Genomic DNA, 20,717 nt, shown 5'->3' with positions numbered 1-20,717 from the left:
CTAACCTTCCCCTGCACCTTCGGGGAAGGAAGCAGCGTGAACAGCATCATCGTGGTTCCGGGGCCCGGCATGTCCCCGGCCGGACAGATCCGCCTGGCACCGGGGCAGACCCTCCGGCTGGGCCGTGAACCCGTCCGTCACGGCAGCGCCCGCGACACCGGTGACCCGCACACCCCGCACATCCCGCACACCCTGCACGTCCCCCACGCCGGCGTCTCGCGTTCGGCGGGGGAGATCACGGCCACGGCCACGTACTGGTCGCTCAGCAACTTCTCCCGCTCGGCGACGTACGTGGTCGAGAACCCCGAAGGCGCGGGGGAGCACATCAAGATCGCCCCCGGCCGGCTGGACGCACCCGTTCCGTTCGAATTCTCGCGGCTCGTCCTGCCCGCCGGCTCCGAACTGCTCACCCTGGACGTCTGGGCGCCGCGCCACGACTACGCCGACCGCGACGGCACGGGCGAGCCCGACGGGGAGCCGACCGCACTCCCCTTCCCGCTCGACCCCTCCAGCCGGTACTTCCTGGTCCTCACCGCACTCTGCGAGCCGAGGCTGCGCGGCGAACCGCACGCACCCCTGCCCACCGTCGAGCAGGTCGTCGAACGGCTGAAACCGTCCTGGCCCGCGGCCAACCGCGCCGCCGTGCAGTGGAACATCGACTACCTCGCGGTCAAACTGCGCCTCAAGCCCGGCCCCGACACGGTGGATCCGGGGCCGCGGCTGGTCGGCAAGAAGGAGACCCTGGTCTCGCTGGCCCTGCGCTTCGACCTCGTCCGCGAGCAGGACCTGGCGGCCCTGCCGGCCGCCCCGACCGGTACCGCCCGCTGACCGGGAGAGCCGGGGACGCCGGCGCGCTCACCGTCCCGGCCGGCTACCGCGTCGGCCCCTGGATCGTCGGACACCTGCTGGGGGCCGGCGCCTTCGGCAGCGTGTACGCGGCCCGGCGCGCCGTCCCCGACCCGGACCTGCCCGCCCGGGCCGCGCTCAAGGTCCTGCCGACCGGCACCCGTACCCCGCGCCAACTGCGGCACCTGCGCGAGCTCGCCGAGCGCGAGACCGAGGTACTGCGCCGCGTGCGCACACCCCGGCTCATCCGGATGTACGAGGTGCTCACGGTCGACGACCCCGGCCGGCCCGAACTCGACGGCGCCACCGTCCTCGTCCTGGAGGAGGCACGGGGCTCCCTGGACGCCCTGCTGGCCGACGGAGTGCCGCGGACCGGGCCCGCCCTGCTCGCGCAGGTCTGCGAGGGCCTCGACCAACTGCACCGCGCGGGCTGGGTGCACGGCGACCTCAAGCCGGGCAACGTCCTGCTGATGGCCGACGGCACGGCACGGCTGGGCGACTTCAACATGGCCGCGGAGCTGGAGGGCACCCACGCCTACTCACCGGCGTTCGCCACGCCCGACTACACCCCGCCGGACCTGCTCTGGTCGGAGGTCGGCGAACGCGGTACGAAGATCCGCCCGACGGCCGACATCTGGGCCTTCGGCGTACTGGCCCATGTGGTCCTGACCGGCGCGCTGCCCCTGCCCGGCCGTACCGCCGCCGCCCGCCGGGACGCCGCGCTGCGCTACGCCAGGGGCGAGGAGGAACTGCGGCTGTCGCCCGGACTTCCGGAGCGCTGGCACGGCATCGTCCGCGACTGCCTGGCCCGAAGCCACGAGGACCGGGCCGCGCACACCGCGGCGTCGCTGCTGTGCCGGGTGGAGGCGGCGGCCGCCGACCGGGCGCCCGACCCGCAGGCCCCGCCGAGCCCGCGGGTTCCCGGACCGCGACGGCGCCGCCGCGCCGCCCTGATCGCGGCCGGCGCGGCGGCGCTCGCGGGGCTGGGCGCCGTATGGGGCTCGGGCCTGTTCCACCTCGGGGACCCGGGAACGGCGCTGGGATACGACCGGTGCTGGCGCGGGGCGGTCTGCTTCTTCTCGGAGGAGGACGGCCGGGGTGAGATGTGCTCCTGGGTCGACGGCGGCGCCGACTGGATCGAGGGCCCGGCCCCCTGCCCGTGGACGGCACGCAGCGCGCCCCGTTCCGTCTTCAACAACGGGTTCGACGTCACCGAGGGGGCGACGAAGGTCGACGTCCTCTACTACGGCCGGCCCGCGCAGCAGGAGCCGCTGGGCTGCGTGAAGGTGCGGACGCGGGCCAACCTGAGCGGTCAGGTCCGGCCGCGCTCCCACGTCTGGGTCCCGAACTGCTGAGGGCCGTGCCCCGGGTGGACGCCCCGCCGGGCTATGCGACCTCGATGCCGTACCCGCGAACGAGTGCCTCAAGGCCGTGGTCGTAGCCCTGCCCGACGGCGCGGAAACGCCACCGCGGGCCCCGGCGGTAGATCTCGGCGAGCAGAAGGGTCCGTTCGCTGGTGGTGCCGTCGAGGGCGGCCTGCGCCGCGGCCTGCGCGTCACTGCCCGGTGTGACGGTGATCTGAAGGGCCCCGACGTCTCCGAAGGTGGCGGCGCCGTCGATGGCGGCGGCGATCACGATCCTGTGGGCGGCGGGGGGCAGCGAGCCGAGGTCGACGGTGATCGTCTGCTCGGTCGGGCCGTCGCAGAGGAGCCGGACGGTTCCGTCGGGACTCTCGGGCGCGCCGTAGAAGACGAAGTCCTCGTCGCAGGAGACCTGTTCGTCCTCGTCGAGGACGAAGGCGACCATGTCGATCTCGCAGTCCGTCTGCCGTGCCCAGGAGGCACCGACGTGCCAGCGGCCGGCCGTGGGGAGGGCAGGGAGGTCGAGGACCCCGCCGCGGGGGAGGACCTCGGTGGACGCGTCCCCGCCGGGGTGGGCGCCGACCGGCTCGGGGGCCGGTGCCCCGAGCCATGCGGGTTCGCGGACCGGCAGCCCCAGCGAGGTGATACGGGCCATGCGGCGATCGCCCTCGCCACCGGGCAGGAGCACGATGTCGGTGACGCTCGCCGAGAGGTTGATCGCGGCGGCCCCGCCCAACTCCACGACACGGGCCCGGGAGGCGGCCGCCTCTTCGTGGGAGCCGCCCAGCACCAGGACCCTTCGACGGCCGAACGGCTTGGGGGTGGCCACGGACCCGGCCTGCCGGGGCACGGTCACGCCGGCGGCGGGCACGTCGGCGGCGGGCACGTCGGCGGCGGGTGCGCTGACGGGCTGGGGCGCAGCGGGCCGGGGCGCCGTGGGCACGGTGGCAGGAGGCTGTGCGGCTACGGGTGCCCGCGACCCCTGCTTCTCGTGGGGTGTTCCGGGACGCACGTCCGCCAGCAGGGTGAGGAACGTGTGCTCGTCGAGGACGGTGACGCCTTCGGCGATCGCGCGCCGGGCCTTCGCCGAGAGCGCGTTCGCGTCGTTGCTGACGAGGACGCTGGTGTGACGGCTGACCGACGTCATCACGTTCAGGCCGCTCGCGACCGACCGGGCGACCAGCTCGGCCCGGGCGACGTCCGTCTCGCCCGTCACGGCGATCTTCATCCCCTGGACGAGCGGACCGCCGGGCTTCAGCCGGCCCGGGTTCCGGTAGGCGCACGGGGTCTTCGGCGGATTCGGTGCGAACCGCGGGTCCTGCCGGGGTGGGCAGGGGACCAGGGGGAGCGGGAGGTCCAGCCGTAGGGCTTCGGAGAGGGAGGCGCGGAAGATTCCCGCGAGGACGCGGGTGTCGTCGAGCGCGTCATGGGCCCTGGTCTGCGTCACGCCGTAGTGAGCGGCCAGCGAGGCAAGGCTGTAGTCGGCGGTGGGCGGCTCCACACGCCGGTTCAAGGCCAGGGTGCACAGGCGCCGGGCGACGGGGAGGTGGAGCCGGGCGCGGGCGAACTCGTGGGCCAGGAAGTCGTAGTCGAACTGCGCGTTGTGGGCCACCAGGACCCGGTCCTGCAGGAGTGCGCCGATCCGCCCCGCGACCTGGTCGAAGGTGGGAGCGCCGCGCAGCCGTTCCGCGGTGAGCCCGTGAATGTGGACGGGGCCCGGATCACAGCCGGGGTTCACCAGGGTGGTGAACTCCCCGGCCGGCGCACCGTCCGCCCCGAAGGTCAGCACCGCGATCGAGAGGATCCGGTCGCGCCGTGCGATCAGTCCGGACGTCTCGACGTCCACCAGGGCCCAGTCGTGCGCGTGGTCGGGCAGGCGTGAGACGTCGAGCGCCGCGGATCCGGTAGTCATGCGGGCAATGATCGGCCGGACGTTGTCGCCGATTCAACCTGAATGGCCGTTTATCCCGTTCATTCGGGAAGGGCCCGTGGCGGTGACGGCTAACACCCGTCGCCGAGGTTGATCCCCGACGCGGCGGCCGCGTGGACGACGTACAGCTGGATCAGCTCCATCGGGATCGCGAGGACGCTGAACCACACGGTGGTGCCGGCGAGCAGCCCCGGCCAGCTCTCCCCGAGCCGCAGGCCGTACCGGCGGCGCAGCCGCCGCGCGAGCAGCACGCACACCGCCACCGCCGCCACGCCGAGGAGTGCCCCCGCCCACCCGGCGGCGTACTCCGCCATCGGGAAGGGCAGGGCCCGGCAGGCCTTCCGCTGCCGTTCGGCCCAGTCGGACTCGATCTCCTGCGTGTGCAGGGAGGTCGCCGCACCGGCCACGATCAGCAGCGGCACCGCCAGCGCCGCCGTCACGGTGCCGAACGTGGCGGCACGCGGGCGCGCGGTGCCCTCGCCCGGGGCGGGGGAAGGTGCGGTGGCGGTCATCAGTACCCATCCGGTTCCGGGTGGACGACGCGGACTGCGTTCCGGGCGCCACCTGCTCGGAGAAGATGATCGCACCCGGCCGCGCGTCCGCGCCCCGGGCCGCCGTCCCTCCCGGGCCGCGGCGGGCTACTCGGCCGCGGGCCGCACCGCCGTGGTGAGTCCGGCGCGTTCGGCGAGGGCCCCGCCCTGGAAGCGGCTCTCGGCGCCGAGCTCCTCCATCAGGTCGGCGATGTGGCGGCGGCAGGTACGCAGGGACATGCCCATCCGCCGGGCGATCACCTCGTCCTTGGCGCCCTCGGCCAGCAGCCCGACCAGCGCCCGGCGCATGCTCGGGCCGACCTCCTTGTACGCGGCCTCGCTGCTGCCGTGGAAGGGGGTCGCGCCGGACCAGGCCTGGTCGAAGACCCGGCACAGGTACGCGACCACGTCTGGGTCCCGGACCAGTACCGCTCCCTCTCCCGGGCCGCCGTCGGCGCGCCGCGGCAGGAAGGCCACCGAGCGGTCGAACACCACGGCCCGGTCCGGGAGTTCGGCGGCGGTGCGGTACTCGGCGCCGGCCTCCGTGAGCGTCTCCACGTACCCCTGCGTGGAGAGGCTGGCGCGCGCCGAGTGCTGGTAGAGGGTGCGCATCACGACCCCGCGGCGGAGCATCGCGAGGTCCCGTTCGATGGCGTCCCCGAGGCGGTGCGGGGCGCGGCCGCCGCCCGGCTGGATGCTGAACACCTCCTCCCGGCAGCGGGCCGACTCCTGGGTGAGCATCGCCGAGGCGGCCGTGAGGTCGGGCAGTACGTCCACGCCCTGTTGGTGGTCGCGTTCGCGCTGGGCGGCGCGGTAGTGGGGCATCAGCATGCGCAGGTCCTCGCGTACGGACTGGGCGTGCGCGGCGGCCTGTGCGACCTGGGCCTCCAGCGGGCCGACCGCCTCGGCCGCGGCCGCGTCCGGGCTGACCGGCATCAGCTCCTCGGGGCAGTCGGGTGCCGGGCGCAGCAGTCGGAGCGACAGCAGGGTGCGGCAGGCGTCCTCGACGTCCCGCGGGCTCATTCCGAGGTTTTCGGGTGCGTCGTGCGGCCATCTCTTGAGGCTGCCCCGCGACAGCGCGTACTCGAAGACCGCGACGGCCCGGGCGTCCAACCGCGGCAGTTCGATGGATTTCGTATGGATGGTCATGTTTTCCCCCGCAATGCGGCCGTGCTACTTCCGTGCCATGCAGGCTATTGCCAGCTCACGGGCCTGGACCAAGGGGGCACACCCGTATGAGCCTTGAGCTCCGGCCGGGCCACACCACGACCCGCCAGGCCGGCCCAGGGCGCGAACCGCCCGGCGCGGGCGTACGCCGCCCGATCCACGCCCTCCCCATCCAGGAGCTGCCCCATGTCCAGAGCCTTCCGCTGTCTGCTCCTCCTCGCGGTCCTGCTGGCCGGCGGAGCCCAGGTCGCCGCCGAAGCGGGGGCCGGACCGGGGGAGGGCTCCGGGAGCCACGGGATTGCGCAGGACGCCCGGCGTGCGCGGGACGGGGCGACCGTGGTCCTCGCCGCGGACCCTCTCGACACGAGCTGGGGCGACGGCTACATCCGGCCCCTCCACTAGGCCGTCTCTTTCGGCCTGGGCCGAGGCCGTCTCTTCCGGATCCTTCCCGGCCCGCTCGTCCCACCCCGGTCCGTCCCATCGGTTCCGCCCGCGAAGTACCCCGTCCGAAGTGCGAGGTCGTAGAACGTGTCATCACTGCCCGAGACCGCGTCCCGGCCGCCCCTCGGCGAGCCCCGGCGGACCCGCGCCGAGGGCCCCGCGGACCTGGCGCTGCTGCCCGATCTGGTACGCGCCGTCCTCGCGCGGGGCGGAGCCGGACGGGCGGGGGAGACACCGGACTGGGCCGTGGAACCGGGCGAGTTCTGGTGCCACGTCCGGCCGGGCGACGCCGTCCGCCGCACCCAGGGGTGGAAACTGCACGTCTCCGCCACCCCGCTCTCGGCCCCGCTAGTGCTGGCGCGGGCCGCCGAGGTGCTGACCGCCCACCGGGCGCCGTTCAAGTTCGCGGCGAGTCCCGCACGGGTCGCCGCCCTGGTCTCGGGGCGCTTCGCCCGGGGCGGAGGCGGCAAGTTCCTCACGGTCTACCCGGTCGACGACGCCCAGTTCCGGCTGCTCGCCGAGGAGTTGCACCGGGCCACCGTGGGGCTGCCCGGACCCGCCGTGCTCTCCGACCGGCGCTATCTGCCGGACAGTCAGGTCTACTACCGCTACGGGGTGTTCGCGGCGCAGCCCGAACTCACGGCCGACGGCGCCTTCGCCGCCCGCCTGAGGGACCCCGAGGGACGCCCGGTGCCCGACGAGCGCAACGCCTGGTACAGCCCGCCGTCCTGGGCGGACGACCCGTTCCCGGACCGCCCGGCCGCGCCGGCCCGCAGCACGGCCACCGCGAAACCGGTGCTGCTGCACGAGCGCTACCTCGTACGCGGAGCGATCCAGCACTCCAACAAGGGAGGCGTGTTCCGGGCGGAGGACATCGCCACCGGCGCCCCGGTGGTCGTCAAGCAGGCCCGTCCCCATGTGGGCGCGGGACTCGAAGGGCTGGACGTACGGGACCTGCTGCGCCGGGAGGCGACCCTCCTGCAGCGTTTCGGCCGGCAGTTCCCCGACCGGGTTCCCCGGCTCGTCGAGGTGTTCGAGCAGCAGGGCAGCGCCTTCCTGGTCGCCGAGTCCGTGCCCGGGGCGACCCTGCGCCGGACCGTCGCCGAGCGGCTGATCCGGGAGGGGGCCGCCTGCCCCGACGGGCCGACCGCCGCCTCCCTCGTCGGGCAGCTGCTGGAACTCGTCGGCGGCGCCCACGAACTCGGCCTCACCCTGCACGACTTCAACCCCAACAACATCATGGTCACCCCCGGCGGCGAGCTGCGGCTGATCGACCTGGAGATGGCCGCCCGCGAGGGCGAACGCTGGGTGCTCGGCGCCACCCCCGGCTACACCGCCCCCGAACTGCGCGCCGCCGACCCGGTGGCCCCCGCGTTCGGTCCCGGCGTGGACCTGTACGCCCTGGGCGCCACCGTCCTGCACGCCCTGACCGGCGCGGATACGCTCTTCGCGGAGGACCGGCCCGCGGCCGGGGCCCGCCCGGACGAGGAGCGGCTGTCCCGGCTCCTGGATCTGCTGGGCCGCGACCAGCCGCTCGTACGGCGCTACGGGCCGCTGGTCCGCGGGCTGATGCGGGACACGCCCGCGGACCGCTGGACCCTGGAGCGGGCCCGGCAGTACCTCACCGCCGGCCCGGCCGCGGCGGAACCGCCGACGCGGGCCGCACCCGCCCGCACGACGGGGGCCACCGGGGCCGCGAGGGCGACGGCGTCCACGCGGTCGGCCGGGCCCGCGGAGCCCGCGGCGGTGCGCGCACGGCTGCTGCACGACGGCATCGCCCACCTGCTGGCCACCATGCGCCCGGCGGACCCCGACCGGCTCTGGGCCGCCGACTCCTTCGGCGAGACCTGCGACCCGGTGGCCCTCCAGCACGGCTCGGCCGGCGCGGTGGGCGTGCTCGCCCGGGCCCTGTGCCACGCGGACGACCTCGCGGCCGGCTCCCCGTACGGAGCACCGGTCACCAGGCAGGCCCTGCACGCGGGGCTGCGTACGGCGGCGCTCTGGACGGCGGACCGGCAGGAGGCGCTGCCCGGCAGCCTGCCCGGACTCCACTTCGGCCGCTCGGGCACGGCCTGGGCCCTGCTCGACGCCGCCCGGGCGCTGCGGGACGCGGCGCTCACCGAACGCGCCGCCGCGCTGGCCCTGGCGCTGCCCGTGGAGTGGCCCAACCCGGACGTCTGCCACGGTGCGGCCGGCGCCGGCCTGACCCAGCTGCACTTCTGGCGCACCACGGGGGACCGCCGCTTCCTCGACCGGGCCGCGCAGGCCGCCGAAGGGCTGCTGGCAGCGGCCCGGCGTACGCCCGAGGGCATCTTCTGGCCGGTGCCCGAGGACTTCGACTCCGGTCTGGCGGGCGCCTGGCACTACGGGTTCGCGCACGGGGTGGCCGGCGTCGGCACCTTCCTGCTCCTCGCCTGGCGGGCGACGGGCGACGAACGGCTGCACGCCGCCGCCGTGGCGGCGGGCGCCACGCTCGCCGAGGCCGCCCGCCGCGGACCGGCGGGCACCTTGTGGCCGGTCGACCGGGCCCGGCACCTGACGGACTCCCCGGACCTGGCCAGGCACTGGTGCAGCGGGTCCTCCGGCGTGGGCACCTTCCTGGTCCGGCTCCGGTCGGCCACCGGCGCCCGCGACGCGCGTCTGGCCGACCTGGTGGACGGCGCGGCCGCCGCCGTCGCGGCGGGCAGGGTGACCGATTCACCCGCCACCTGCCACGGGCTCGCGGGCAACGCCGAGTTCCTGCTCGACGCCGCCGAGCTGACGGGCGACACGCGCCACCGGGCCGCGGCCGAGCTGATGGTCGAGCACATGGCGGCCCAGGCGGTGCTGCGCGACGGCCGGCTGCTGGTACCGGACGAGAACCGCAAGGGCGTACTGGCCGAGTACGCCACCGGCCTCGCCGGGAGCCTGTCGCTCCTCCTGCGGCTGCGCTACGGCGGCCCGAGAGCGTGGCTGCCCGAGGGCGGATCCGCCCACCCCTGAGTGTCCGGTGGCTTCCGGCCACCGGCTGCCGGCCCCGTCGGGGCCGGTGTTCACCACCGTCCCATCCCACAGAAGGAGACCGCCATGGCGGAGTTCGACATCGATGCCCTCCAGGTACTGCCCGAGGACGTCCGCACCGAGGACGCCCGCGGCGAGGAGCACGCCGCCGCGCTGATCACCGCCTGCCGCTGGCACACGAGCGGCTGCTGATCGCCCGCTGAACCGGCGGCGACCCCTGCGCCGCCCCCCGGGAGGGGACCGGAGCCCGGCACCGGTCCCCTCCCTCAGCCTCCCCCTCGGGTGGAACCCGGTGGTGGGGCGCGGAACGTCCCCGTTAGCATCCGACGATGATCACGCAGGCAGACCAGTCCTTCCTCGATGCCGTGCGTCGAACTGACGTCGGCCGGCTGTCCGGCCGCCTTGACGCGCGGCTCTGCACACCGGCCGTCTTCGAACACCTGGTCCGGCACGACGATCCCCGCCTGCGGCACCTGGGGCTGGTCCTCCTCGCCGAACGCGTCACGCCGGACCGGACGGTCGGCGAACGGGAGCTGGCCGAACTCGCGCAGCTGCTGCCGGTATCGGTGGAGGAGACGCCGGAGGCGGCGCTCGTCCAGGCGCGGCTCCACGAACGCCTGGGGCCGTACATCCGGGGGCACCGCCGGCCTTCGTGGCGTACGGCCGGGCTGCCGGCCCGCGTACAGACCGCCTGGCTGCGCGCCGAGATCCTCGACGAGCCGGCGGTGATCCGGAAGGAGCCCCGGGGCGAACTGCTGTACCAGGCCGTGCGGGGCATGACCGTCACCTGCGCGTACCGGCCCGAGCGGCTCGTGGACGAGCTGGTGGGCAGCGGTGACCCGGTGGTGCAGGCCGTGGCGCTCCAGCTGGCCCGGCAGGGGCTGCGCGCCGGCCTGCTGGCCCCCGTACGGGTGCGCGCGTACCTGATCGGCCTGCTCGGCGCCGACAGCGCGGACGTCGTCGCCGGCGTACTGGGTGAACTAAGCGAGCCGTGGGCCGCGTTGGACCCCCTCCCGCCGGGGCTCCTGACCCCCTTCCTCGCCGCCGATGCGGTGAGCGCACGGCCCGGGGTCGCCGATGCCGCGCTCGCGGCGGCCTCCCATCACGGGCACCGCGGCCTGCTGTGGCAGGTCCTCGACGACGAGGAGCTGCCGCCCGGCCTTCGACGGCGCGCGATGGAACTGCTCGGTGAGCTGGCGGACCGCGGTGACATCGGCGCATTGTCGGCCGCCGCCGCACGGGACCCCCTGCTGTTCGGCGGGCCGGCGCTGACCTGCCTGCGCGGCCTCCACCGGCGCGGGCACTTCCCGGCCGATGCCCACGTCCCGACCGTCATCGGCCTGGCGCTGGCCGATCACTCGATCGCGCCCCACGAGGTCGCGACGATCCTGTTCACCTGCCGGCAGACGGTGTTCCGGGTCCTGACGGACGCGCCCGCCGACGATCCGGGCTGGCCGCGGCGGCTCGCGCTGCTGGTCGCCCTGGCCGGACAGGGGGCGGGGGAGCTGCCGATCGGGGACGCGATCACACGGGCTCTTCCCTCGGCCCCCGTGCCGGGGCCGTTCCTCGACGCGATCCGTGCGCTGCGCCACGCGGATGCCGAGGACGCCGTGATCGCTCTCCTGCCCTCCGCTCCCGCCGCGGCCCTGGACGCTCTGGAGGCCATCGGCGGGCCCCCGACGGCGACGGCGCTGAGGGAAGGGCTCGGTCTCGCCACGGCGCGGGGCGCGGGTGTGATCGCGCCGCATCTGCGCGCGGTGCGGCACCGGGCCCTTGAGATCCTCTGGCATCTGACCCACGATCCGGCACAGCGGCAGGCCCTCCTCGTCCGCCTCGACCCCGCCGATCTGCCGGCTCGCATCGCGACGGATCTCGGTGGCCCGGACGAGCGGGAACTGGCCCTTCTGAGTTCCCGTCCGGACCCGGACGCACCGGTGGCGGCCCTGTGCACACTGGCCGCCCACGGCGGCGCCGGCACCCTGCCGGTCATCGCGGACCTGCTCCTGCGCGTCGTGGCCGAGCTGGCGGCGTCCCGGGAACCGGGCGGAGCCGCCCCGAGACCGGGAGGCGGACCGCCGGCCGGGGAGCCGGTGGTACCCCAGGAGATCGTGGACGCCGTGCGCGGCCTGGGCCGTCGTCTCCACGAGCGGGGGCGGATCAGACCGTCCTGCCTGCTCGACGCGGCGACCGCGGCCGAGGCCGGACACGCACTCGTCGCGACCATGGGCCTGGATCTGCTGGACCGGCCGGGACTGTCGAGCGCCGAGCAGGCGATCCTGCTCGAACTCCTGCTCCGAACCCCCTCCGCACGCACCCGTGCGCGGGTGCACCACCTGCTGCGGCACCGCGACCGGCACGTGCGCAAGCATGCGATCGCGCTGCTCGCCCGCGACACCACCGGGGACGACGCGCAGGCGCTGTCGGCGACCTTGATCGCGCTGACCGCGGCCCGGGACGTCCAGACCGTCCGGCAGGCGCTGCTCGCCCTCGGCCACGCGCGGGCCCGCTGGGCCTCCACCGCGATCGCCGCGTGTCTCGGCCATCCGAACATGAACATCAAGAAGACCGCCGCCGGGGTCCTGGCCCGCGCGGGCACGCCCACGGCGGTACCGGCACTGCTCCTGGAGCTCGGGCGTCACGACAATCCGGGCCTGCGCGGTGCGCTCGTCGAGGCCTTGCGCGCCGTCCTCGGCGACGCGTACCCGGCGACCGTCCTCGCCGCCGCCGAACACAGTGAGAACGGCCGCGCCCGCGAACTGCTGCTGGAAGGCCTCGACCGCACCCTGTCGGCGCGCTCGGTCCTCGCGCTGGACGCCCAGGGATCACGGGTCGCACCGACCCTGCTCGCGCTGGTCGCATCAGGCCGGGTCGGCCTCGCTTCCGGGACGGTCGAGGAGCTGTCGACGGCCCTGGCCGAGCACGGCATCACCCCGCCCGCCGCACCGCGTCCGGCGGCCCACACCGGAGCGGACCGCGCCATCAGGTCGCTGACGGCCGAGGGCTGGAACCCCTCGGTCGCGCTACGCCTCGCCGACAGCCCCGAGCAGCCGCACCCCGCGCAACTGCGCGTGCTGCGCCCCCTGCTGGCGGACTGGCTGCGGCTGGCCGGCTCCGAACCCGCCGCGCGGGGCCGCGTACTGAGGCTTGTCCTCCGGTTGTGCCCCGCACCGTGGACGACCGGGGAACTGACCGCCTTCGCCCGGTCCACCCGGGTCCTGCTCGACGGGCTCGCCGAGGCCTCGGCGGAGGACCGGAACGACCTCGTCACGGTGCTCGAAGCGGTCGCGCCGACTCTGCCGGCGGCCGCGAAACCGACGGTCGCCGATGCCGTACGCGCACTGCCCCCCGTACCGGGGAGCCGGTCCCCGCTGCCGCTGCTCCGCGGCCTCGGCGCGGTGCTGGTCCGCGCCGACCTCGAACAGGCACTTGCGTCGGCCCGGTCGGGCGCCGACCCCTGGCAGGCCGAGACCGCCGTGCTGCGGGACGCGTTCGACGTCCCTCGGCCGCCCGCGGCCGCCTCGTCGGACGCCGCGGTGCGGACGCCGAGCGGCCCGGAGCAGGACCGGCACGCTGACCGCGCCCCCGGCTCCCGGGAGCGCCTGAGCGCGCTGATCGACGCCTACGCCTCGGCCGGCCCCGGGACCCGCGCCGCGCTCGTCGACCGGATGACGGACCTCCAGCCGCTCGACGCACCGCCCTGGACCATCGCCGAGACCGCCCAGGCGCCCGCGCCGCGACCGCGGACCGTGCACGCCGACGACCTCGACCAGCCCCGTTCGACCGCACTGCGGGAGCGCCTGCTGGCCATGCTGCGGGCATCCGCTCCGGACCACCGGCACACCGCGGCCCTGGCGCTCCTGGAGTGGCCCGAACCCGAGGCCCGGCTTCCCGTGCTCCGGGCGTTCCTGCGAGGCCGGGTCGACGTACCCGTCGATGCCGGCCTGGCCCGCGCCCTGAACACCATCGGCGCGAGCGAACTCCGCGCGGACGGCATCCTGCACGGCAGGGTCGCCCTGGCGGCGAGCCGGCTCGACCCGGGGGACCTGCAACCGCTGGTCCCGCTCCTGCTGGAATGGTGGGAGCACGACCCGCCGGCCGGCAGCTCCGCCGCCGGGCAGGCGCTGCGCCATGTCCCCTCCGACGTGCTGGCGGAGCACCTCGGCGACCGGCTCGACGCCGGCGCCTGGGGATTCCTCGACCTGCTCCGCGGGCGTCCCCTGCTGCGCACCCCCGCGCTGACGCGGACCTGTCGGCGGCTGCGCGCCGAAGGACGCGACGACCTCGCGGACGGACTGCTCCTCGTCGAGGGTCCGCTGCGCCGGCCGGACGCCGTACGGCAGGACGCCGCCGCGCTGGAGGCGCTCCGCGACCGCAACGGCGCCCGGGCGCGGGCCGCGTCGCCGGAAGCGCCGCACCCCCCGTCCCGGCAGGAGCTGCTGGACGAGGCCCGCACCGGCGACCCGGTGCGGGTACGCCGGGCACTCGCCCACCTGGCCGAGGGGCACAGCGGCCCCGAGCCGGATCAGGACCCCCGCCTGAAGGACCTGATCGGCGAGTTGCTGCGTCATCCCAAGCCCGGGATCCGCCTGCACGCTCACCGGACTTCACGGGCCGTGCTGGACCGGCAGAGCTACCTCCACCACACGGCGGTCCTGCTGGACGACCCCCGGCCGGATCTGGTGCGCACCGCGATCCGGATTCTCTGCCGCGCGCACTGGGCGCCCGCGATACCCGCCCTGACCGGAATGCTGGAGCACTCCCATCCCGTCGTGCGCAGGACCGCGGCCGAGGGGCTCATCGGCATGGGAGCGCCGGCGATCCCCGCCCTCGGACACGCCGCCGTCCGCGCCCGTCCCGACAGGCGGTCCCGCTACACGGAGGTCATCGAACAGATCACGACCGCCCCCGAGGACCGGTAACACCCGGAACAGACGTCGCCCCACACCCGCGAAGCGGGGTGTGGGGCGACATCCGGTACGCGGTGACGGCCGGCCTACAGCAGGCCGCGCTCCGCGAAGTCGTCGAGTTCGTCCCAGGTGACGATCGAACACGCGCCCGTGGTCAGGTCGACGGCGATCGGCAGGTTCCCTGCGAGGCGCATGTCGTCCTTCCCGCGGTCCAGGTAGTCCGCGTGGTCGTACGGGGCGATGAGCCGCCCCTGCTCGACGAAGCACGCCTCAGGGATGATCCGCACGTCTGTGGAGTCCCAGGACCGGCTGTCCTCGGTCAGGAAGTCCGACGCCGCCGCGAGGGCTTCTTCGATGGTGAGCACGGTCAGTTCATCCTCATGAGGTACCACTCGTCGTACCGCTCCGCGAACGGCCTCGGCTTTCCGGTCTGGAAGTCGAGGAAGATGATTTTTCCATCTGTGTTGATGACGTTGTAGTAGTGCCCCGTCCCGGTCTTGGGCCATGCCCCGACGATGGCCCGGGCCCCAGGACCCCAGCGGAGCATCTGATTCACCAGCGGCGTGGCTCCGTTCATCTTGACCCAGGGCTTGCCGGTCCTCTCGCTCATCTGGGCGCGTGTCAGCGGCATGGGAGCCCCGGCGACGGGCGCGGGGTTCTTGCCCGCCATGAGCTCGTCACCGGCGATGGCGCACAGGCCGCAGTTCCTGCGCCCGCCCTCGGGGTTGATCCTCGCCGAACTCTCGGGGTGAAGAGGGGTGTAGTACGGCGCACCGAAACGTGTCTCGGCGGTGGGCCCGTAGTAGCGGCCGGCCCCTCCGACGGGCATCGCCGCGTCACGCTGCCAGCCGCGCAGACCACCGAGGCCCGCGACCACGACCTGCTGGGCCAGTTCGTCCGCAGTCCGGCTGTAGACGTCGTAGAGCTCCTCGCAGCCTTGGTCGCGGAACATCTCGGCGGCTTTGTAGAGCCGGTACGCCGGCCGGACGGGGAGGTACTTGTCGAGGAACCCGCCGGCCCCGCCGTTCTGGCCCCGGAGGGCGTGGTAGACGTCCGCGACGAACTGGAAGGGGAGTTTGGCGCCTTCCACGAGGCCGTCGCCGATGATGCCGGCGGCCTCGCCGACCGAATGGACCTTGCCGTCGCCGGGGTCGTCCGGAGTGTGGCCGGTCGGGTCGGTGAAGCGGGTGGGCGAGTTGTCGGCGTACGCGTAGGCGGAGGTGTACGGCCTGCCGGCGGGAAGGGCCGCCGGGTCGGTTCCGGTGAGGCGGCCGGTGGTGGGGTCGTAGTTGCGGGCCCTCAGGTAGTAGCCGGCCGCGCTGGTGGCGGGCTCGGTGTAGGCGCCCGTGTAGGTGAACGGGGTGGCGGGCGGGTTGGCCGCCACATCGGTCCTGGTGGCTTCACCGAACGCGGTGTAGCCGTAGCGGATTCGCGCGGCGCCGTTCGTGTCGGTGACGTCGGTGACGGAGCCGAGTTGGTCGTGGTGGAGGAAGTAGCCGCTGCCGCCGGTGGTCTCGGTCTGGATCTGGCCGAGCGGGTTGTACTGGTACTCGGCGGTCCGGCTGCCGGCGGCGTTGTACTCGGACCCGATGACGGGCAGGGATCCGCTGACGTCCCAGGAGGAGGTGCGCAGGACCGTGCTGCCCTTGGCGGCCTTGGTCCGGTAGCCGTCGGCGTCGTAGGTGAAGGCGTACGTGTCCGCACCGGCGGTGACCGAGGTGAGCTGGTTCTTCGCGTCGTAGCCGAAGGTGTTCGTGCCGTCCGACGTCTGGTTTCCGTCGGCGTCGTAGGTGAAGCCGCGCTGAGTGGACCCCGTGGCGGCGGTCGTGAGCTGGTCCGCGTCGTCGTAGGTGTAGGTGGTGGCGGTGCCCGCCCTGGTCTGGGTCTTGCGGTTGCCCACGGAGTCGTACGTGTAGGTGGTGGCGGCAGTGAGGTCCGGGCAGCTCGCGGCCGACGTGGTCGAGGTGCAGTCGGTGAGCAGTCTGCCGGCGCTGTCGTATCCGTAGTACTGGTAGCTCGCCGGCTGGCCCGAACGAGTCGCTGCCACCCGGGTGGCCCGGCCGGCGTCATCGAGGGTGAGCTGCCACCCGGCGAGGACGGCGGCGCCCTTGCTGCTGGTGACGGAGGTGAGCCGGCCCGCGTTGTCGTAGGCGCGGTTCTCGACGTGGCCGTTGGCCGTCGGCAGGGTGGTGCTCGTGAGCCTGCCGTCCGGGTCGTAGCCGTAGGAGACGGTGCCCGCCGAACCGGCCTGGCTGGTGCGCCGTCCGTCGGCGTCATAGCCGTAGCTGACCTTCGCGCCGCCTGCCGGGCCGGTCGCGACGGCGGCACCGGTCAGCTTGCCCTTGCCGTCACCGTTCCACTTGCGCAGCCGGTTGGCGTTGTCCGGGGCCACGATGCCCTGGTTGGTGGAGGAGCCGAAGCGTCCCACCGCCGGAGTCCCGTACGGGGTCCAGTCGTCGGACTGGACGATGTAGGTGCCGAACCCGCCGGTGCCGTTGCCCGGATAGAAGCGCAGCTTGTGGTTGGCGGTGTCGACGGCGAGGAAGTCCTGCTTGCCGTCGTTGTTGAACTCGCCGGGCACGAGCTGCATCGCGCCCCAGCCCGCGCCGCGGTCGGTACGGGTACCGAAGGTGCCCGCCCCGTCGCCGGGGTAGAAGTACAGGTGCCCGTCGGCCGGGTTCACGGCGAGGAGGTCGAGCTTGCCGTCACCGTTGTACTCGATGGGGACGACACGGTAGGCACCCCAGCCGGGACCGACGTCGGTGCGGGCGGCGAAGCCTCCGGTGCCGTTGCCCGGGTAGAAGTACAGGGCATTGGCGGTGGAGCTGATGGCGAGGAAGTCCTGCTTGCCGTCCTTGTTGAAATCGCCCGGCGTGAGGGTCATCGCTCCCCAGCCGGCTCCGAGGTCGACGGCGGCGGCGAAACCGCCCTTGCCGTCGCCGTCGAAGCGCAGGAGGTGGCCGGTCGCCTTGTCGACGGCCAGCAGGTCGAGCTTGCCGTCTCCGGTGTACTCGAGGGCGAGGATCTGCTGGAAGCCGGTGCCCGAGCCGCTGCGGGTCGTCCCGGTCGTGAAGGTGCCGTCAGCGCGTCCGAGGAACGTGCGGACGCCGCTGGTGGCGTCGGTACGGACGACATCGGTGTAGCCGTCTCCGTTGAGGTCCCCGGAGGAGGTCTGCGCGGCGCCGCTCCAGTCCAGCGGCTGGGGAGCGGTGTAGTCGATGGTCCGCGAGGTCAGCTGCCCGGCGTCGTCGTAGGTGTACCTGTACGAGCCCTTGCCCGTGCTCGGAGTGACTCCGGTCAGCCGACCGGCCGCGTCGAAGCCCATGGTCCGGGTACCCGTGGCGTCCGTGACCGTCTTGCGTCGCCCGAGGGCGTCGTACGTGGCCGACGCCTGCGGCGTGGTGTCGCCGTAGCCGACCGCCGTCGCAAGGCCGCGGGCGTCGAACGTCGCCGTGGCCGTGACTCCGCGGGCATTCGTGACCGTGGTGCGGTTGCCGTCGGGGTCGTAGCCGAAGGTGTCCTTGCGGCCGAGCGGGTCGGTGACCGAGGTCTGCCGTCCGGCGTCGTCGTACCCGTAGGTGGTGGTGTGGTTGTTGGGGTCCTTGCGCGTGGCGAGGTCACCGGCCGCGTTGTACGCGTAGCTGGTGACCGCGCCGTCCGGACCGGTGACCTTCGCGATCCGCCCGAGCTCGTCGTAGTCGGTCCTGGTCGTCCTGCCCAGCTCGTCCGTCGACGCCACCACCTGGTTGGCCGCGTCGTACGAGGTGCCGGTCGCCTTGCCCAGGGGGTTGGTGACCTTGGTCAGGTTGCCCGCCGGGTCGTAGGCGTACGTGGTGGTGAACTTGGCCGGATCCGCCCCGGCGGCGTTGCCCCGGGCCTCGACCTGGGTGGCCAGGCGCCCGTCGGCGTCGTACGTCGACGTGCTCCTGTGTCCCAGCGGCGTCGTGACGCTCGTCTGGTTTCCATCCGCGTCGTAGTCGAACGAGGTGACCCGGCCCAGCGGATCGGTCGAGGAGGCGGCGAGCCCGGTGTCGGTGTAGGTGTGGCGGGTGACCTTCCCCAGCGGGTCGGTCGTGGACAGGACGTTGTCGCTGCCGTCGTAGGCGGTCTTCGTGATCTGGCCCAGGGCGTCGGTGACGGAGACGGGACGGTTCAGCGCGTCGTAGGCGGTGGTCGTGACGGCGCCCGACGGGTCGGTGACCGTGGTCCGGTTGCCGCTTTCGTCATAGCCGTAGCTGGTCGTGTAGGCCGCGGCGTTGGCCCCCGATGCGTTGCCGCGGGGCGAGACCGCGCTGAGCAGCCGGTTCGACTTGTCGTAGGTGTAGGTGGTCTTGTTGCCCAGGGCGTCCGTGGAGGATGTCAGGTTGCCGTGGGCGTCGTAGGTGCGCGTCGCGGTCTTGCCCGCGGGACTCGTGCTCTTGGTGAGCCGTCCGGCCGTGTCGTAGGCGTAGGCGGTGGTCCGGCCCGCCGGGTCTTTCACCGAGGTGAGTCGGCCCGCGTCGTCGTAGCCGTACGTGGTGGTGCGGCCGAGGGGGTCCGTCGCGGAGCCGAGCAGACCACGCGGGTCGTACGCGTACGTCGTGGTGAAGGCGTCCGGGTCGGCGCCGGCGACGTTGCCCCGCGGGTCGGTCATCGCGGTGACCCGCCCGGCGGCGTCGTAGCGGAACGTGGTCTTCTCGCCCGCCGGTGTGGTGACGGACGTACGGTTGCCGGCCGGGTCGTAGGCGTAGGCGGTGGCCTTGCCCCGCGGAGACGTCAGGCTCGCGAGCGCGCCCGTGCCGGTGTAGGCGTAGACGACCTTTCCGCCGGACGGATCGGTGCTCGACGCGAGGCGGTTGGCGGCGTCGTAGGTGTACGCCGTGGCCTTGCCCCGGCTGTCGGTGTGGCCCGCGATGTTCCCCGCCGCATCGTAGGTCCAGCTTTCCGTGAGCCCGGCGGAGGCGGGAGACTTCCGCGTGGCCATGCGGCCGGCGGCGTCGTACGTCATCTCCGTGGTGTTGCCGCGCGCATCGGTGATCGACACGGGGCGCAGGTTCCGGTCGTAGCCGTACGAGACCCTCTTCCCGTACGGGTCGGTGCTCTCCAGCAGCACGTTGCCGGAGTACACGTCGGTCCAGACGCCGCCGTTCGGGTCGGTGGTGTGGGACTCGCGCTTGTTGTCCCAGGCGAACGTCGTGGTCCTGCCCGAGCCGTCCGTCTGGGAGACGACCCGGCCGGCCGCGTCGTAGGTGTTCGAGATCTTCCCGCCACCGCGGCCGGTGACGGTGGCCACCCGCTTGTCGGCGCCGTAGGTGTAGGTGACGGCCTTGCCGGCCTGGTCGGTGGCGGAGGTCAGCAGGCCCCCTGTGTAGCTGTAGGAGACCGCGGTCCCGTCGGGAAGCGCCACCTTGGTCAGCAGTCCCGCCGCATCGAGCGTGAACGGGATGCTCCGGCCCGCCGCGTCCGTGACCGAAGTGAGGCGGCCCGAGGAGTAGGTGAGCGTGAGACCCTGACCGCCGCGGTCGGTCAGGGAGGTGAGCTGGCCCGATGCGTTGTACGTGTGCCGGGTGTGGTCGGTGGTGGTGACCACGTAGGTCGTTCCGGTTCTGGCCAGTTTCAGGGTGGAGCCGGCCGGGGTTCGGTAGGCGCCGCCCGCCTGCTCCTTGAAGACCACCTGCGCACCGTCGGCCGTCAGCAGCGTTGCCCCGCTGCCGGCGGCGATCGTCAGCTTGGAGTCGAAGCGAGTCGACCAGCCCCGGCCCAGGAGTCCGGCGGTGGTGGAGTCGGAGCGGTAGGTGCGGTCCAGGGAGAAGGGCGTGCCGGCACCCGGGAGTGCCGCATCGGTGTTCCGGTCGTAGAACATGCCGGTCGCCGTGTTGACCGGGTCCGCCCGGTACGACTGCCCGTAGCAGGTGCACAGCCCGGCCTGGGTACCCGGAATGTCAGGGGTGTAGAAGGCCTCGACGAGCGGCGAGGTGGTCCCGCCGGGGCTCGACGAGCCGTCGGCTCCCATGAGGAAGATCCAGGCGTAGTACTTCTTGCCGTCCTGGAGATGGCCGCCGAGCAGGCTGGAGCTCCACCAGAAGCACTGGTCCACCGGGTAGGAGCTGGACGGCCACCAGCCGTAGCACCACGCGCCGTTCTCCACGTACTTGCCGGACGGATCGTCGGTGGCCCGCTTGATCTCCTGTTGGAGGACCGGGTTCTTCTGCTCGTCCATGACGTACAGCCACAGACCCGAGACGGACGAGGCCGCGACCGAGGAGAACTTCGTCTGCCCGCCGATCGACAGCGTGGCCGGGTAGGCGGTCGCGTAGGCCGATACCCAGTCGGGGTTCGGAACGCCCGCCGCCGCGAGCCCTGACGTGCTGTTGCGCTCGGCCAGCGGCTTGGCGGCGGGCCCCGCCTTGAGCGGTGTGCCCGGTTTCTCGGCCGGAGAGGCCGGGAGGTTGGGGGGCTTCGGTTGTACGAATCCCCGCATCGGCGAATGATCGCCGTTGGCGCGGTCCATCTGTTCCCGGCGCTCCGCCAGAGACATCGCCCGGGGCGGCTTCGG

The 20,717-nt window shown here is 73.7% G+C and carries 11 protein-coding genes; 6 read left to right on the top strand and 5 right to left on the bottom strand.

What is annotated here, in order from left to right; translation table 11 throughout:
- Positions 1-36: 36 nt before the first annotated feature.
- Both Sspor_RS40510 and Sspor_RS11310 read left to right on the top strand, forming a co-directional pair.
- Entirely contained in the window at positions 37-828 is a 792-nt protein-coding gene (locus Sspor_RS40510) for an FHA domain-containing protein (protein WP_237403805.1), read from the top strand.
- Positions 825-2,201 carry a serine/threonine-protein kinase gene (locus Sspor_RS11310; RefSeq protein ID WP_237404291.1) on the top strand — a complete coding sequence of 459 codons (1,377 nt, stop codon included), beginning with the start codon at positions 825-827 and terminating at the stop codon, positions 2,199-2,201. The genes Sspor_RS40510 and Sspor_RS11310 overlap by 4 nt, the downstream gene beginning before the upstream one ends.
- Positions 2,202-2,232: 31 nt before the next feature.
- On the opposite strand, the gene Sspor_RS11305 is transcribed toward Sspor_RS11310, so the two are convergent.
- From Sspor_RS11305 to Sspor_RS11295, 3 genes are all read right to left on the bottom strand, one after another.
- Positions 2,233-4,119, bottom strand: coding sequence for a TerD family protein (locus Sspor_RS11305; protein WP_202198954.1), 1,887 nt, complete (start codon positions 4,117-4,119; stop codon positions 2,233-2,235).
- A gap of 89 nt (positions 4,120-4,208) precedes the next feature.
- Complete coding sequence (locus Sspor_RS11300) at positions 4,209-4,649, bottom strand: hypothetical protein (protein WP_202198953.1); 441 nt, start codon at positions 4,647-4,649, stop codon at positions 4,209-4,211.
- A gap of 126 nt (positions 4,650-4,775) precedes the next feature.
- The gene (locus tag Sspor_RS11295; protein ID WP_202198952.1) at positions 4,776-5,816 is read right to left on the bottom strand and encodes a helix-turn-helix transcriptional regulator; all 1,041 of its coding nucleotides are present in this window, start codon (positions 5,814-5,816) and stop codon (positions 4,776-4,778) included.
- Between the two features lie 204 nt (positions 5,817-6,020).
- Here Sspor_RS11295 and Sspor_RS11290 point away from each other — a divergent pair, with 204 nt between their 5' ends.
- From Sspor_RS11290 to Sspor_RS11275, 4 genes are all read left to right on the top strand, one after another.
- The gene (locus Sspor_RS11290) at positions 6,021-6,236 is read left to right on the top strand and encodes a hypothetical protein (RefSeq protein WP_202198951.1); all 216 of its coding nucleotides are present in this window, start codon (positions 6,021-6,023) and stop codon (positions 6,234-6,236) included.
- Positions 6,237-6,362: 126 nt separating this feature from the next.
- Positions 6,363-9,257, top strand: coding sequence for a class IV lanthionine synthetase LanL (gene lanL / locus Sspor_RS11285; protein ID WP_202198950.1), 2,895 nt, complete (start codon positions 6,363-6,365; stop codon positions 9,255-9,257).
- An 84-nt stretch (positions 9,258-9,341) separates the two neighbouring features.
- The gene (locus Sspor_RS11280; RefSeq protein WP_189745961.1) at positions 9,342-9,467 is read left to right on the top strand and encodes an ALQxL family class IV lanthipeptide; all 126 of its coding nucleotides are present in this window, start codon (positions 9,342-9,344) and stop codon (positions 9,465-9,467) included.
- Between the two features lie 137 nt (positions 9,468-9,604).
- Positions 9,605-14,194 carry a HEAT repeat domain-containing protein gene (locus Sspor_RS11275; RefSeq protein ID WP_202198949.1) on the top strand — a complete coding sequence of 1,530 codons (4,590 nt, stop codon included), beginning with the start codon at positions 9,605-9,607 and terminating at the stop codon, positions 14,192-14,194.
- 74 nt (positions 14,195-14,268) lie between these two features.
- Here Sspor_RS11275 and Sspor_RS11270 read toward each other — a convergent pair whose 3' ends face one another.
- Both Sspor_RS11270 and Sspor_RS11265 read right to left on the bottom strand, forming a co-directional pair.
- Positions 14,269-14,547 (bottom strand): hypothetical protein, encoded by a 279-nt coding sequence (locus tag Sspor_RS11270; RefSeq protein ID WP_202198948.1) that lies wholly within the window; start codon positions 14,545-14,547, stop codon positions 14,269-14,271.
- A 2-nt stretch (positions 14,548-14,549) separates the two neighbouring features.
- Positions 14,550-20,642, bottom strand: a complete 6,093-nt coding sequence (locus tag Sspor_RS11265; RefSeq protein WP_202198947.1) for an FG-GAP-like repeat-containing protein — start codon at positions 20,640-20,642, stop codon at positions 14,550-14,552.
- Positions 20,643-20,717 lie beyond the last annotated feature (75 nt).

Source organism: Streptomyces spororaveus (genome assembly GCF_016755875.1).
In the GTDB taxonomy this organism is placed as follows: Bacteria; Actinomycetota; Actinomycetes; order Streptomycetales; family Streptomycetaceae; genus Streptomyces; species Streptomyces spororaveus.
This window is presented reverse-complemented; position numbering and strand designations above follow the sequence as displayed.